The organism is Undibacterium sp. Ji22W, assembly GCF_049340305.1.
In the GTDB taxonomy this organism is placed as follows: domain Bacteria; phylum Pseudomonadota; class Gammaproteobacteria; order Burkholderiales; family Burkholderiaceae_D; genus Undibacterium.
In genome coordinates this window covers 1,592,717-1,607,512 of record NZ_JBMPOU010000001.1, presented here as the reverse complement: position 1 = coordinate 1,607,512, position 14,796 = coordinate 1,592,717, and the positions used below count along the sequence as shown (strand labels likewise).

10 protein-coding genes and 1 other RNA gene are annotated in these 14,796 nt (G+C 44.7%); 9 read left to right on the top strand and 2 right to left on the bottom strand.

Features of this window, described 5'->3' with window-relative positions; genetic code table 11:
- Window positions 1-365 precede the first annotated feature (365 nt).
- The 4 genes from ACO0KW_RS06865 (at window position 366) to nusB (ending at window position 6,227) form a co-directional block, all read left to right on the top strand.
- A complete protein-coding gene (locus ACO0KW_RS06865; RefSeq protein ID WP_423051899.1) occupies window positions 366-3,629 on the top strand; it encodes an amidohydrolase family protein in 3,264 nt (1,087 codons plus the stop codon).
- 337 nt (window positions 3,630-3,966) lie between these two features.
- Window positions 3,967-5,079: a bifunctional 3,4-dihydroxy-2-butanone-4-phosphate synthase/GTP cyclohydrolase II gene (gene ribBA, locus ACO0KW_RS06860; RefSeq protein ID WP_423051897.1), complete on the top strand. Its 1,113-nt coding sequence runs from the start codon at window positions 3,967-3,969 to the stop codon at window positions 5,077-5,079.
- 81 nt (window positions 5,080-5,160) lie between these two features.
- Entirely contained in the window at window positions 5,161-5,661 is a 501-nt protein-coding gene (gene ribH / locus ACO0KW_RS06855) for a 6,7-dimethyl-8-ribityllumazine synthase (protein WP_423051895.1), read from the top strand.
- Between the two features lie 101 nt (window positions 5,662-5,762).
- Window positions 5,763-6,227 (top strand): transcription antitermination factor NusB, encoded by a 465-nt coding sequence (gene nusB, locus ACO0KW_RS06850; protein ID WP_423051893.1) that lies wholly within the window; start codon window positions 5,763-5,765, stop codon window positions 6,225-6,227.
- 134 nt (window positions 6,228-6,361) lie between these two features.
- Here nusB and ACO0KW_RS06845 read toward each other — a convergent pair whose 3' ends face one another.
- Window positions 6,362-6,763: a DUF3224 domain-containing protein gene (locus ACO0KW_RS06845; protein WP_423051892.1), complete on the bottom strand. Its 402-nt coding sequence runs from the start codon at window positions 6,761-6,763 to the stop codon at window positions 6,362-6,364.
- A gap of 263 nt (window positions 6,764-7,026) precedes the next feature.
- Here ACO0KW_RS06845 and ACO0KW_RS06840 point away from each other — a divergent pair, with 263 nt between their 5' ends.
- Window positions 7,027-7,956 (top strand): LysR substrate-binding domain-containing protein, encoded by a 930-nt coding sequence (locus tag ACO0KW_RS06840; RefSeq protein WP_423051891.1) that lies wholly within the window; start codon window positions 7,027-7,029, stop codon window positions 7,954-7,956.
- 146 nt (window positions 7,957-8,102) lie between these two features.
- Here ACO0KW_RS06840 and ACO0KW_RS06835 read toward each other — a convergent pair whose 3' ends face one another.
- The gene (locus ACO0KW_RS06835) at window positions 8,103-8,987 is read right to left on the bottom strand and encodes a transglycosylase SLT domain-containing protein (RefSeq protein WP_423051889.1); all 885 of its coding nucleotides are present in this window, start codon (window positions 8,985-8,987) and stop codon (window positions 8,103-8,105) included.
- 569 nt (window positions 8,988-9,556) lie between these two features.
- On the opposite strand from ACO0KW_RS06835, the gene ubiD reads away from it, so the two are divergent.
- From ubiD to ACO0KW_RS06815, 4 genes are all read left to right on the top strand, one after another.
- Window positions 9,557-11,041 carry a 4-hydroxy-3-polyprenylbenzoate decarboxylase gene (ubiD, locus tag ACO0KW_RS06830; protein WP_423051887.1) on the top strand — a complete coding sequence of 495 codons (1,485 nt, stop codon included), beginning with the start codon at window positions 9,557-9,559 and terminating at the stop codon, window positions 11,039-11,041.
- 86 nt (window positions 11,042-11,127) lie between these two features.
- Window positions 11,128-11,226: signal recognition particle sRNA small type (ffs, locus tag ACO0KW_RS06825), an RNA gene on the top strand.
- 468 nt (window positions 11,227-11,694) lie between these two features.
- Complete coding sequence (locus ACO0KW_RS06820) at window positions 11,695-12,060, top strand: ion channel (protein WP_423051885.1); 366 nt, start codon at window positions 11,695-11,697, stop codon at window positions 12,058-12,060.
- A gap of 285 nt (window positions 12,061-12,345) precedes the next feature.
- On the top strand, window positions 12,346-14,715 hold the full coding sequence (locus tag ACO0KW_RS06815) for a DNA polymerase III subunit gamma/tau (RefSeq protein ID WP_423051883.1): 2,370 nt from the start codon (window positions 12,346-12,348) through the stop codon (window positions 14,713-14,715).
- Window positions 14,716-14,796 lie beyond the last annotated feature (81 nt).

Sequence of the window (14,796 nt, the reverse complement as noted above, 5' to 3'; positions counted from 1 at the left end):
TCCCGAACAGGACCGTGAAACGACTTTGCGCCGATGATAGTGCTGCAACCAGTGTGAAAGTAGGTCATCGTCAGGCTTTTATTCCGCATAGCCCCTGATTCCCAGTGAATCAGGGGCTTTTGCTTTTGGCTTTCGGCAAAAATCTCCCCTTATTGCACATTAAACTTTTCTCGAACTCACCTCATAATTTATCTTTGAGGTTTTAGGCTCGTGCAGTTTTTCTATATTTTAGTGGATATATTTGAACCAAGCCCCCAATGTTTTTGTCATAGTTATCAGTAAGTCTAAGTCAATAAAAATGGATGAAAATGGCATTTGAAATGCATAGTCGGTTTTCATCTTGAGAATATTTTTGGGAGAGTTTCGTGCAAAATATTAGTCGTAATATGATTGTTGCATCCTTGTTGGCAATATCTGCGTTGGTAAGTGCAGCGGATGCACCTAAGAAAAAATGGGATGTGAATAGTCCGCCAGGTGAAAGTAAAACGGCAAAATTAGATATTAAAACCGGCACTTGGATGAGCGTCGATGTGAGCCCTGATGGTAAGCAAATTATTTTTGATGTACTTGGTGATTTGTATCTCATGCCGATAGCTGGTGGCGAAGCGAAAGCATTGACACATAGCATGGCTTGGGAGATGCAGGCGCGGTTTTCGCCTGATGGCAAACAAATCGCTTATATGTCAGATGCTGGTGGTGGCGATAATATTTGGGTAATGAATGTCGACGGTAGTAATCCTCATGCGGTCACAAAAGAAGATTTTCGTTTGTTGAATAATCCCGTGTGGCATCCAAATGGCGAATTTATCGCCGCCCGCAAACATTATTCAGGTACACGCTCTTTGGGGTCAGGTGAAATTTGGATGTTTCACTCTAGCGGTGGTTCTGGTGTTCAGATTAATGAGAAACCAAATTGGCAAAAAGACTTGGGTGAACCAGCATTTTCACCAGATGGACGCTACGTTTACTATTCACAAGATACGACAAGCGGCACCGCGTTCGAATATAACAAAGATTCAAACGGTCAGATTTATCAAATTTTTAGAAAAGATTTACGTGATGGAAAAACTATTTCATTCGTAAGTGGAGCGGGTGGCGCGGTTCGTCCCACGCCTTCGCCTGATGGCAAATATTTGGCTTTCGTGCGTCGAGTGCGCAATCAATCAACCTTGTTCTTGAAGGATTTGAAGACTGGTGAGGAGTTTTCAGCTTGGGGCCATTTGGAACGTGATATGCAGGAAGCATGGGCGATACACGGCGTATACCCTGCTTTCTCATGGATGCCTGACGCGAAACAGATCGTAGTGTGGGCACAGGGCAAAATATGGCGGGTAGATCCGTTTGCTCAATCGGCTAAAGAGATTCCATTTCATATTCAAGATACGCGTGAAATTAGACCAGCAGTCCGTTTCGAAACAGCTGTTGGTAGCGATCAATTCGATGTAAAACAATTACGTTGGGTTAATGTGGCGCCAAGTGGAGATAAAGTCATTTATTCTGCGATGGGGCATCTGTATATCCGTGATTTGCCGAATGGTACGCCACGTCGCTTGACTAAACAAACCGATCATTTTGAGTATTTCCCACGGTTTTCTCGAGATGGATTATCCGTTGTATTTACGACTTGGGACGACAATAAATTAGGCAGTGTACGTATTTTAAATCTGCGTACTGGTCAAGAAAGTCTATTGACTAAAGAGCCCGGTAAATATTCCGACGTCAGCATTTCGCCCGATGGAAAACAAGTTGTTTTTGTGAAAGCGCGTGGCGGCTATTTAACTACACCTTGGCATGGATTAGAGACCGGTGTTTTCGCAGTTGCTGCGGATGGCAAGTCATTGCCTCGTAAAATCGCAGACGACGGAAATGCACCGCAATTTTCAAGTGAGAATGATGCGGTTTATTTGACTCGCACAAAATACGCGGGCGAGGTTGAATGGACGACTTCCTTGTTTCGCGTTGCATTAGATAAAACGGAGGACGTCGCTGTTGCGAAAGGTGATTTCGTTTCGGCATTTTCAATTTCTCCCGACGGTAAATGGCTCGCATTTAGTGAGCGTTTTCATGCCTATGTAATGCCTATGCCCTTAGCTGGTAAAGCGATTAGTGTGGGTGCGAAAGCAGATGCTTTGCCGGTTAAGCAATTAGATGTGAATGCCGGAGATTATTTGCATTGGTCTGGTGATAGCCTGAAGCTGCACTTTTCCTTGGGTGACGAGTTGTTTACAAGTTCCCTGACGGATGCTTTCAATTTTGTTCCAGGCGCAGCAAAAGAAGTTGCGAAACCAATTGAAAGCGGCATGAAAATTGGATTCCGTGCAAATGCAGATAAACCGAGTGGCGTGACGGTAATTTCTGGCGCTCGTGTAGTCACTATGAAAGGTGACGAAGTCATTGAGAATGCGCGGGTGGTGGTAAAAGACAATCGCATCTTGGCCGTTGGTAGTGTAAATAGTGTAGCGATTCCAGCTGGCGCAACACAAATAGATGCAACCGGTAAAACCATCATTCCAGGCTTGGTCGATGTGCATTGGCACGGTGGAATGGGTGAAGGCCAAATTATCCCGCAACAAAGCTGGGTCGATTTTGCGTCCTTGGCGTTTGGTGTCACCACAATTCATGATCCATCGAATAACACTTCTGAAATCTTCACACATAGTGAGATGCAGAAGGCGGGTAATGTTGTTGCACCTAGAATATTTTCAACTGGTACGATTTTATATGGGGCGAAAGCCAATTTCAGTGCTGTCGTGAATAGCCTGGATGATGCGTTAACTCATATGAAGCGCCTTAAAGCAGCCGGAGCCATATCAGTAAAGAGTTATAACCAGCCGCGCCGCGAACAACGACAACAAATTCTGGAGGCTGCTCGTCAAACCGGCATGATGGTGGTGCCCGAGGGCGGCTCGCTGTTCCAGCACAATATGACGATGGTGATCGACGGTCATACCGGAGTAGAGCATTCGATCCCGGTTGCAAATGCCTATGATGACGTAAAACAGTTGTGGTCACAGACTCAGGTTGGTTATACGCCGACTTTGATTGTTGGTTATGGCGGTCTAGATGGCGAGCATTATTGGTATGCCCGTACCGATGTCTGGAAGCACCCGATCTTATCGCGTTATGTTCCGCGTTCCGTATTAGAGCCTCGTAGTGTGCGTCGTGAGACTGCACCAGAAGAAGACTTTAATGTATTTAATGTTGCTCGTACCGCGACTGAGCTGCAACGCGTAGGTATTCCTGTCAATATGGGCGCGCATGGGCAGCGCGAAGGCTTGGGGGCACATTGGGAAATGTGGACTTTAGCTCGCGGTGGTATGAGCTCATTGGAAGCGATTCGAGCGGCGACGATGAACGGCGCACGCTATTTGGGAATGGACAAAGATATCGGTTCGCTAGAAGTGGGTAAGTTAGCTGACATGGTCATTATTAGCGGTGATGTTTTGAAGGATATCCGTCAGTCGGATCAGATCGCTCAAGTGATGATTAACGGTCGTCTATATGATGTAAATACCATGAATGAAGTTGGTGCACGCAGTAAAGCCAGAAAGCCTTTATTCTTTGAAGGTAAAAATGGTGGCAATATGCCTGTAAATGTCGAAACTTATGGTGAGGGGCACGGTCATTAATCTAAGATTTTAGTTTTTGTTTGCTAAGCAAAAAAATGCCGCATTAAGAAATCTTATATGCGGCATTTTTGATTTGTTCGAGATGAAAATGTCGTTTATATGCAGGTGCTTATCCTAGAGTGAATATTGATAGAATAAATCATGAAATTGATCAATATTTAAATAAATCTAGAGTTTACTCATTTTTCACCAGAAAAAAGCCCAATTTGATGTTATTAATGCCTTAAAGCTGACATCACGCGCCTGCAAGTTCAGCTAAATACTTTAGAATAGAGGGCTACGTTAAAAATATAGTGAATAGCTGGCTAAATAGCTGCTATTGACGCAGGGAAAAACCATGAAACTATCGAATACCCAAGAAATCGTTGAAGAATTACGCGCTGGTCGCATGGTGATTTTGGTCGATGAGGAAGATAGAGAGAATGAAGGGGATTTAGTTTTGGCGGCTGAATTCGTCACACCTGAAGCAATAAATTTTATGGCTAAATATGGTCGTGGATTAATTTGCCTGACACTGACGGAAGAGCGTTGCGCTCAACTTAATTTGCCGATGATGTCGAGTCGGAATGGCACTGCATATGGTACTAATTTTACTGTGTCGATTGAAGCTGCTGAAGGAGTAACAACCGGCATTTCTGCAGCAGACCGCGCACGCACTATTCAGGTTGCCGTGGATCCGAAGATGACTGCGGACGATATTGTGCAACCCGGCCATATCTTCCCTTTGAAGGCACAAAAAGGTGGTGTGTTGATGCGTGCAGGTCATACAGAGGCCGGATGTGATTTTGCGGAGTTAGCTGGATTAAATCCATCTTCTGTGATTTGTGAAATCATGAAAGATGACGGTACCATGGCGCGTTTGCCAGATCTCCTCGAGTTTGGGGTAACGCATGGTTTAAAGATTGGGACAATAGCCGACTTAATTCGTTATCGCAGTCAAAATGAGAGTATGGTTCAACGTGTAGCTGAGCGTGAGATGAATACTGTTCACGGCATGTTCAAGGCAATTGTCTATCGAGATTTACCAAGTAATTCAGCACATTTGGCATTAGTGCATGGTAGCGTTAGTGCAGACCAAGAAGCGTTGGTGCGGGTGCATCAGCCAGTTTCTATTTTGGATCTATTGGAAAGCCAGGTCTCAACGCACTCCTGGAATATTGCAAATGCTTTAGCGGCGATCAAAGCATCAGATAATGGCGTTATGGTTTTGTTGAATTGCGAAGAGACAGCCGAGCAATTGTTTGCGCAATTTAATGCTTTAGATACGCCTGAAAAACGTCCACAAGGCCGTGCTGCACGTATGGATTTAAGGACCTATGGCATTGGTGCTCAGATCCTCAGAGACGTTGGTGTTGGACGCATGCGTTTATTGGCAAATCCGCGAAAAATGCCTTCTATGACGGGCTTTAATTTGGAAGTTACAGGGTACTTGGATTGCCCAGAGGATTGATAGTCATTGCAAATAGTTGTGGTGCTTTCAAAATAATCTATTAGAAATGTATGTGGTCGAGTCGACCTGAAGGGAAATAAAATGACAGTTGGACACTACGAATCAAATTTAGATGGAGCAGGTGTGCGTGTCGGTATCGTGCAAGCGCGCTTTAATGAAAATATTGGTGCTGGTTTGTTGGATGCATGTTTGCAAGAATTAAAGAATTTGGGTGTAATGAATGAAGACATTCTTCATGTGACTGTTCCGGGTGCGTTAGAAGTTCCTTTGGCTCTGCAGAAAATGGCTGCCACTAACCAGTTCGATGCACTGATCGCTTTAGGTGCGGTGATTCGTGGCGAAACATATCATTTTGAATTGGTTTCAAATGAATCGGGTGCTGGCATTACACGCGTTGGACTTGATGCAGGAATTCCTATAGCAAACGCTATTTTGACGACAGAAAATGACGAGCAAGCAGAAGTCCGTATGCAAGAAAAAGGTGCGGACGCGGCGCGTGTTGCAGTAGAAATGGCCAATTTAGCATTGGCCCTAGAAGAGTTGGCTGAAGCGACAGAGGACATTGATTATGACGACGAGTAAATTATTCACTAATCATATTTAGTTGCAAAGATAGATCAATAGAGAATGAGCAGAACCTGCAGATTAATCTGCAAAGTCAGAAAGAAAAGATAGGAAACAGAATGACATCAAGTACCCAACACGCAAATCCAAGCAAAAGCCGTTCACCGCGCCATCGTGCTCGTGAATTCGCTTTGCAAGGCATCTATCAATGGCTTTTGAATAATGAAGATTCTGGTGTGATTGATGCGCATATTCGCGAAGCACATGGCTTTGATAAAGCGGATAGAGAGCACTTTGACGCATTGTTGCATGGCGCGATTAACCAATCTATAGAATTGCGCGAAGCATTTTCGCCATTTATTGACCGTGGAATTGCCGAGTTGTCGCCGATTGAACATGCAGCATTGTTAATCGGTGCGTATGAACTGAAAAATCACATCGAAATCCCATATCGCGTAATTATTAATGAGGCTGTCGAATTGACAAAGTCATTCGGCGGTCAAGATGGTCATAAATATGTGAATGGCGTTCTTGATAAGCTCGCGACACGTTTGCGCACTGCAGAGGTCGATGCGAAAAAATAGGCCTTAAATGCTTCGTTGTATTGCTTAAGATTTCGTTTTAAAGAGTTTTGATTTCTCAACCAGAATTCAAACACCTATTGATTGGTTAAAAAGCCCCGGCTCAGCGTGTGAGACGGGGCTTTTTTTGTGCCAGATTACTCAAAGCTGTATTCCAATAACACTTGCGAGGCATCGTTCCCTTTAGTGCTCCATGTAGTGCGTCCGTGCCCCTTAATGCCGGTGAAATCTCCGGTTCCGGAACCATAAATAACATTTAAGGTACTGATAGACTGGCCTGACTTCATCGAACCTATGTGCTGTAAGATAAAGCCACCGACGCGATCGCCGATTCTCCCCGTTAAATACTCAAGTCCGACGAAGTTGGACGTACCGGCCGCACCAGCAAATGCCAAGCATTCAAAGCGCGATTCTGCTTCAATATCGCCGAGATAGAGGTGTGTTAATTTTGAACGTCTCAATCCTGTCGTTAGATCTAACTTTTCGTCCATACCAAACAGCTTAACTGTGCCGCATGCCAACATTTCGCTCTCCCCCAAGGCGTTTCAAAAGATGATTTACAGGCTTTCTGGTGCATTGAAGTAGACCTTGTCTTCAGAAAGTGAAAGCTTCTTTTGAATGTTTATTTATTACGTTATTTTTGTTTTGAATACATGTCGGACTTGATGCCTCTTATTTGTATCTTTATTGAGTATTTCAAAAAATGCATATCATGTCTAGTCACAAATTCACATACTCTATGTTATTTTGTTATGGCTTGGATGTTGTGCAAAAATTATTTTAACTTAAAAAATAGTAAACTATGATGAAATTTAGACAAATTGAGGCGTTTCGTTGCCTTATGGTCGCTGGGACTAGCATTGGCGCCGCCAGAAAAATGAATATTACACAGCCAGCGATTAGCCGTCTGGTTTCCGACTTAGAGGACTCTCTCGGTTTTCGGCTTTTTAATCGATCAAAAGGACGACTGGAGCCAACCACGGCTGGAGTGCGTTTTTACCGCGCGGTTGAAGAGAATTTTCTTGGATTGGAGCGTTTAACGCAGGTCGCAAGTAATATCCGTAACGATGCACCAGAGGGCATTTCCGTGGCGTGCTTGTTCGTACTCTCTACAACATTGATGCCTTTGGTCTTAAAAGAATTTTTTAAATATCACCCTGATGTGCCAGTGACTGTTGATACGTGCAATGGACCGGAAATTCTGGTACGCCTGCAAGATATGAAAGTGGATATGGCAATTGCCCTGGATTTTCCAGCATTTGCTGGGGTTGAAATAGAAAAAATCTTAAAAGTGAATGTGATGTGCGCTATGCCTGAAGGGCATCGCCTGAGCTCTAGGGAATTAATTTATCCTAACGATCTGGATGGAGAGGACATGATCGGGTGGGTGCCGATTATTTCGCAAAACTATGAAAAAGAGCGAAAGAGTCTCGCAGCGGCTGGAAGTGTTCCAAGAAATGTCGTGAAAACACACACTTCACATACTCGGTATGCAATGGTGGCAAATGGCCTAGGTTTATCTATCGTGGAGCCTTTTGCTGCCAAAATTTGGAAGGCAAATGGTGTTGTCGTGCGCCCATTTGCTGGCAATATTAGTTATGAATACGTATTGGCCTATCCGGGGGGCGGTATCCGCTCAGAGTTGATGCATGATTTTAGAGATGCTGTGATGAAAGTCGCCAAAGAATATGACTTTGGTTTTGATGCTCGAGCCGAGTCCAATGCAGACTGACATGCATTTAGCCATTTAACGTACGTGAAATGCAAAAAAAGCATTCAATAAATTCGTATTTCTACGTTCATTGAATGCTCTTTTTCGTCCGTGAATTTTGTCAGTAAAGTGAAGCAGCTTGATCCGTCATCCGAAAGCTGTCGATCTTAAATGCCAGCTAATTGTTCTGCTTTGATTGAGGAATGCTGAGTAATTTCTTCACTACGTTTCTCATTCACTGTTTCTTGCGGACGTGAAATCATTGTTGGTTTTGCAGTAGTAGAAAAAATGGAGACGGTTTTTCCAGCTGCGACGTCTTTTAAACGCTTATATTCAGCCATCACCAAGCCACCGTAGCCTCCATCGGTCTCGTTCTCTGCAGCGCCAACATAGCGTTTCAGGCCAGCCTCAATGGACCCAGTGCTAGCAACATATTCCTTTAAGATCATCGCGCCAACTTTGATATTGGCAACAGGATTAAGCGCTGCTTTGATGCCACCTAACTCAGCAAATTTGTCGTGATGAACTTTCGACATGACTTGCATCAAGCCTTGTGCTCCTACTGGACTTTCGGAAAATGGATTGAAGCGCGATTCAATCGCAATCACAGATAAGATAAGCAAAGGATCCAGTTTCGTTTCTTTGGCAGTCAAATATGTTGCCGATACCAGCATATTGATTGCCTCATCAGCGACGCGATAGCGTTTTGCCAGCCAATTAGTGACAAGCTGCTGTTGGCGTTGATTGCCAAGCAGATTCTTATAACTGTTGTTGACAGCAGTTTCTACGTGCGCTTCGCTTTCATCGCTGACATTGGCGATTAATTGTGGCGTTGCCATCAGTGAAGACAAATCAGGCTCCGCTGCCTTGCCCTCTGTATTACTTGCTGTGTCTGCCGCAAAAGGGGAAAGTGCGCGGAATTTATCGGCTAGCCCTGGGTTGACGAACATGCTGGCGAGAACCAGTAAAGCTAACAGGCCTATACCAGATGTCATGTGTAGAACTGTGGTCAATGTGCTGACTTTAGTTTTGCTAGCAATTAAGCGTGCCATCTCTTTTTCTGCAGATAAGCACTTGCTCGGCGAACGAGCTGTTAGAATCAAATTTTGAAGCATACAACCTCCTGAAATTTCGAGAAGTGTCACGCAGGCAAAGTCGGTGAATGAGTTTGCATGCCATCTGCGAATCAGAAACATCATCTTGGTATCGAAAAAATGATACTAAGACGCCGGAGTTCCTCATTCTTTTCGGTCTTGCTATGGCATGGCAGAAAAGAATGAATAACGAAATTCGGGTTGAGGCTTTCGCCTAGATTGACATAAGGAGATTTGTTGTCCTTAGGTTTTGGAGGGAACCCGATTCCCAAACTTTAATATTTCAAATTCTGAATCAACTAAGAATTTGAATCGAACCCTGAAATATTACTGTAAATCAATTCAGTGGTTTTTTAAGTTGGGCGAATTGTAGGGGGGCATTTATATCGAGTCAATACTATAGATTCAATTCTTAATTACTTTTAAGTCTTACTTTTTGTGTTGCAATGCAGCAAAACCTAATAAAATCAACTACTTGCCGCTGAATTTTAAGTAAAATTGTTGACCATTTGAAATCGTAAAAATAGATGAAATATTCCGACTTGAGGGATTTTATTTCCCAATTGCAGCAACAAAATGAATTAAAACAGATAGTTACGTCGGTCTCTCCGAATCTGGAAATGACCGAAATATGTGATCGTACCCTGCGTGCAGAGGGCCCTGCTTTGCTATTTGTGAATCCCACTGGGCATTCAATACCCGTGTTGGGTAATTTGTTTGGAACGCCTAAGAGAGTTGCAATGGGCATGGGTGCGAGCGACATTAGTGAGCTGCGAAAAATTGGCCATGTTCTCTCTACATTGAAAGAGCCAGAGCCGCCAAAAGGCTTTAAAGATATTCTTGGTTTGGGATCCTTAGTGAAAGCGGTCTGGGATATGGCGCCAAAAGAATTGCGGAGCGCGCCGTGTCAGGAAATTGTATGGGAAGAGAATGATGTGGATCTGGCCCGTCTGCCAATTCAGCATTGTTGGCCTGGCGATGTAGCGCCACTGATTACGTGGGGTTTAGTGATCACGAAGGGGCCACATAAAAAGCGTCAAAATTTGGGAATTTATCGCCAGCAGGTCTTAAGTCGAAACAAAGTGATTATGCGTTGGCTTGCGCATCGGGGTGGAGCATTAGATTTTCGAGAACATACATTGGTAAATAAAGGTCAACCTTATCCGATTGCGGTGGCACTAGGGGCTGACCCCGCGACAATATTGGGGGCGGTAACGCCTGTTCCGGATAGTCTGTCTGAGTATCAATTCGCCGGATTGTTGCGTGGTAGTCGGACGGAATTGGTAAAAGCTATTGGAAGTGAGTTACGTGTGCCAGCCTCAGCCGAAATTGTGTTGGAGGGACATATTTACCCAGATGAATCTCATCCGAGTGGTTACGAGCACGCGTTAGAGGGGCCGTATGGCGATCACACTGGCTATTACAATGAGCAGGATAGTTTCCCTGTATTTACGATAGACAGAATCACCATGCGTCATAATCCTATCTACCATTCCACTTACACTGGCAAACCGCCAGACGAGCCTGCGATTTTAGGCGTTGCTCTAAACGAAGTCTTTATTCCACTTTTACAAAAACAGTTTCCAGAAATTACCGATTTTTACTTGCCCCCAGAAGGGTGTAGTTATCGCATGGCAGTGGTGCAGATGAAAAAGTCGTATGCGGGGCACGCCAAGCGAGTGATGTTTGGGGTCTGGAGTTTCTTGCGTCAATTCATGTACACCAAATTTATCATCGTGGTGGATGAAGATGTCAATATCCGGGATTGGAAAGAAGTCATTTGGGCTATTACTACACGAGTTGATCCGATTCGTGACACGACAATGGTAGACAATACGCCGATCGACTATTTGGATTTTGCATCGCCGGTCAGTGGATTGGGTAGTAAGATGGGTTTGGATGCGACCAATAAGTGGCCGGGCGAAACCACACGGGAGTGGGGGACTACAATTCAGATGTCTCCCGAAGTGAAAAAACGCATTGACGGTATTTGGCAAGAGTTAGGTTTGTGAGTTCGCGCAGATAGTCGCGACGGCAGTTTTGATTTCAACTACGAATAACTGGCAATGCGCTATAACAATGGGATATAATGTCACTTGGCGGGCCCCTGCGCATTGCGGCGTGACCAATCTGGTCAGGTCGGGAACGAAGCAGCCACAGTCATTTCCCGTAAGTGCCGCAGATCAGGCTCGCCTCTATTAATTTATTCACTTCTCTTCACCAGACTATCGTCACCTTTTTTCCCCTTAATTCGTTTCAATAATTAACTTCGTGCACGGATGTTTCTTTTGTGTATTTTGTACTTTCTGCATAGTGTATGACGCTGTTTTCTTCGAGGGAAATTGCCACGCATTGATGTAAAGCACAATTTTCGAGTTTTTTTGCACTCTGTTTTCGTTCGATAAAGATCTTGCAAGTCAAATTATCCAAAGAAGATTGCTTGTTGACGCCGTTTGGTCGTGGTATGTACATCATCATCTCGGCACAGTAAAGAAAATTAATCCTTGATAAGGTGGTTATTTTTGAACACGCCGTAAGTAAAGTGCCCTCAAATTTCCATTTGTGAGAGATGGAATGGTTATTTCGTTTTGGTCTGTGCGCGGTGATTTTGTTGCGTATCGCAACTTTAGTTTCACCAAACATTTAACCTAGTTATTCAATGTAAATGACGTCCTTAGCCTTGATTCTCATAAGTAGTGTGGGTGCTGGTCTCTATTGGCTGGAACCGAATGAAGTCAACTATGTTGATGGTGTTTTGTTTGCCTTTATTGCTGTGCTAACAGCAGGTTGTTGTGATCGTGTTCCATCTACGCCTGCCTCCAAAATTTTAGCGGTATTTATTGTATTGCTTGGTGATGCGATGAGTTCTTATATGATCGCGAATATAGCGCTTTGTTTGTCGGCGAGTAGGATGGGACGTTTGAATTGGAATTCCAAAAAGATATTCGTGCGTGACACTAAGAAGTCGCAGCAGTACCTGAAGAGTCCCGAATACAAGATAAGTGGCTGCATCGTCAATTTGAACAAGTGACTCTGTGTCAGCAAGAACCATCAAAATAGCTGCTGCAAGTTTCGTTAAAACTCTTTAAAATGCAGCAGCCAAAATGACATCTTCGTTCTGAAGATCGCAAAATCTTCATACGTGATGTTTCTGAATTAAGTGACTAAATTGACGGAAGAAACTCGATATGCCGTATGAAGCGGAGTGATGCGCAGTTTCATTAGGGCACTTTCCTGAAATTAGATGTCAAACTGTCCAAGAATATTGGTAATAGATCGCGAATTTTCGCATGCAAGATTAAGGTAAAATTCTAAGATGTCCTATCAAGTCCTCGCCCGAAAATATCGCCCTAAGAGTTTTGATACTCTGGTTGGTCAAGAGCATGTTGTGCGCGCCCTTATGCATGCGTTAGAGCAGCAACGTCTGCATCATGCCTATTTATTTACCGGAACCCGTGGAGTCGGTAAAACGACCTTGTCGCGTATTTTGGCTAAATCGTTCAATTGTGAGAAGGGAATTACTGCGCAAGCTTGCGGAGTATGCGATGCTTGTTCAGCGATTGATGCAGGCCGATTTGTTGATTATATAGAAATGGATGCTGCTTCAAATCGCGGTGTCGATGAAATGGCAGCTCTGCTTGAACAGGCGATTTATGCGCCATCGAATGCACGTTTCAAAGTGTATATGATTGATGAGGTGCATATGCTGACCAATCATGCCTTTAATTCGATGTTAAAGACGCTGGAGGAGCCGCCCGAGCACGTCAAATTTATTCTGGCAACGACCGATCCGCAAAAAATCCCAGTGACCGTATTGTCGCGCTGCTTGCAGTTTAATCTCAAGCAAATGCCTCCAGGGCACATCGTCGGGCATTTGGAAAACATCTTGGGGCAAGAGCAAATTGATTTTGATGTGCCTGCATTGCGTTTGTTGGCGCAAGGTGCACACGGCTCAATGCGTGACGCATTATCATTGACTGATCAGGCGATCGCTTATGCTGCTGGAAAAGTTAGCTTAGATGCCGTGCAAAGTATGTTAGGAGCTTTGGATCAGTCTTACCTGATACGTTTGCTTGATGCCTTGGCACAGCAAGATGGTGCTGCATTACTGGCTGTCGCGGATGATATGTCGGCAAGAAGCTTGTCCTATAAAGCGGCGCTGCAAGATTTGGGGAGTATGTTACATCAGATTGCCATTGCTCAAATCGCGCCCGCTGCTTTGGCTGAGGACTTGCCAGAGCGTCTTGAATTGTTGCGTCTGTCGCAAATTTTTCATAAAGAAGAAATTCAGTTGTTTTATCAAATTGCGGTTCATGGTCGCAATGAAATAGGTCTGGCTCCTGACGAATATGCAGGCTTTAGTATGACACTTTTGCGTATGCTCGCCTTTAGACCGGCATCGGCGAGTATAGGTGCTGCGAGTGGTGATGCTGGTAATGGTCGTATGAGTCCGTCTATAAATAGACCGACGACAATAGCATCTGGGCGCCCAGCAGTTGTGTCATCGCCAATAGCGTCGGTGGTTAGCGCGCAGGCTCCTGTGGCATCAATGGCGCCAGCTGTGTCAATCAATGCGATGACGCCAATTGCTCAAAATTCAGCATTGGTGCCAACTCCCGCGTCGGCCATGCCCTTAGCGAACAATGGTGAGCCAAGTTCGGCGGTGGCTCCAACAATCGTTAGTCCTGGCATGCCAATAAAGCCAGTGAGTCCAGCAATGGCAGCTTTGGCTGCCGCTCGCGCTGCTAGCGGTAAACAAGGTGCTCATTCAGCTTCTAGAACTGCTCCAGTTCAAAGTCAAACTTTGGTCGCACCCGTGTTAGTTGTGGAGCCGTCTGTAAGTCAGTTAGCGACGCCTGCTTTGCAAAAGCCACATCAGATGCCAATCTCGACGCCCGCGGTTCAAGTAAAAAATACTGTGACGGTATCTGGCTTCGTTGAGGAAAGTCAAATGCCTCCACCTTGGGATGAAATTGATTTTGAACAGCAAGCGATGCCGCCACAATTGGGGCGTCATAAAGAAATCCAGGATGCTGATTATTGGGCAGAGAATAACTCTGAGGAGCTGCCGTTGCATCCTGCGGAAGCGGTATTGACGAGCCCGATTTCGATAGCGACGCCTGCAATCTCCAACAACACAATTTTGTCGGAGCAAGTTGAATCTCCGGCGAATAGTGCCAATATAGATAATAGCCATGAGCCGCAAACAATCACTCCGATAACTAACGCGTCGATTTCAATATCAGCAGAAACCGTGAGCAAGTCTTTGCAATTGATGCCGAAGACCGAGATTAATTGGGATGGGCACTGGCCGAATCTTGCAGCCTCATTGCCAGTGCGTGGCGTAGCACAACAATTGGCGCAACAAAGCGAGCTGCGTCAATGTACGCTCAATGGGAACGCGATTTTATTCAAATTGTGCGTACCTCTACAAACCCTGTTATCTGCAGGTAGCGGTGAAAAGTTAACTGCGGCATTGAATGATCGCTTTGGTGAATTCGGGCATGAAATTCGAATTGATTTTGAAATTGGTGCTGTTGAGCAAACTGCAAATGCCCAAGCTGTTGCCGAACGAGCGGAACGCCAAATTCAGGCCGAGCAAGCGATTCATTCAGATGGTTTTGTGCAAACCTTAATACGTGAATTTGGTGCCAGTATTTTGACCGGCAGTGTGCGTCCGATTTAGTGCATGTACATGTTAGTTGCACTTTTGTGAGCCGATGATGGCTTACCAGATATAGCGCAAAAACATTCTTTATTTAATTTG

Excerpts from the sequence above, each read along its gene's own strand:
- ACO0KW_RS06840 (WP_423051891.1), top strand. The coding sequence starts at position 7,027 with ATGATGAAATTTAGACAAATTGAGGCGTTTCGTTGCCTTATGGTCGCT.
- ACO0KW_RS06835 (WP_423051889.1), bottom strand. The coding sequence starts at position 8,987 with ATGGCACGCTTAATTGCTAGCAAAACTAAAGTCAGCACATTGACCACA.
- ribH (WP_423051895.1), top strand. The coding sequence starts at position 5,161 with ATGACAGTTGGACACTACGAATCAAATTTAGATGGAGCAGGTGTGCGT.
- ubiD (WP_423051887.1), top strand. The coding sequence starts at position 9,557 with ATGAAATATTCCGACTTGAGGGATTTTATTTCCCAATTGCAGCAACAA.
- nusB (WP_423051893.1), top strand. The coding sequence starts at position 5,763 with ATGACATCAAGTACCCAACACGCAAATCCAAGCAAAAGCCGTTCACCG.
- ACO0KW_RS06815 (WP_423051883.1), top strand. The coding sequence starts at position 12,346 with ATGTCCTATCAAGTCCTCGCCCGAAAATATCGCCCTAAGAGTTTTGAT.
- ribBA (WP_423051897.1), top strand. The coding sequence starts at position 3,967 with ATGAAACTATCGAATACCCAAGAAATCGTTGAAGAATTACGCGCTGGT.
- ACO0KW_RS06820 (WP_423051885.1), top strand. The coding sequence starts at position 11,695 with ATGACGTCCTTAGCCTTGATTCTCATAAGTAGTGTGGGTGCTGGTCTC.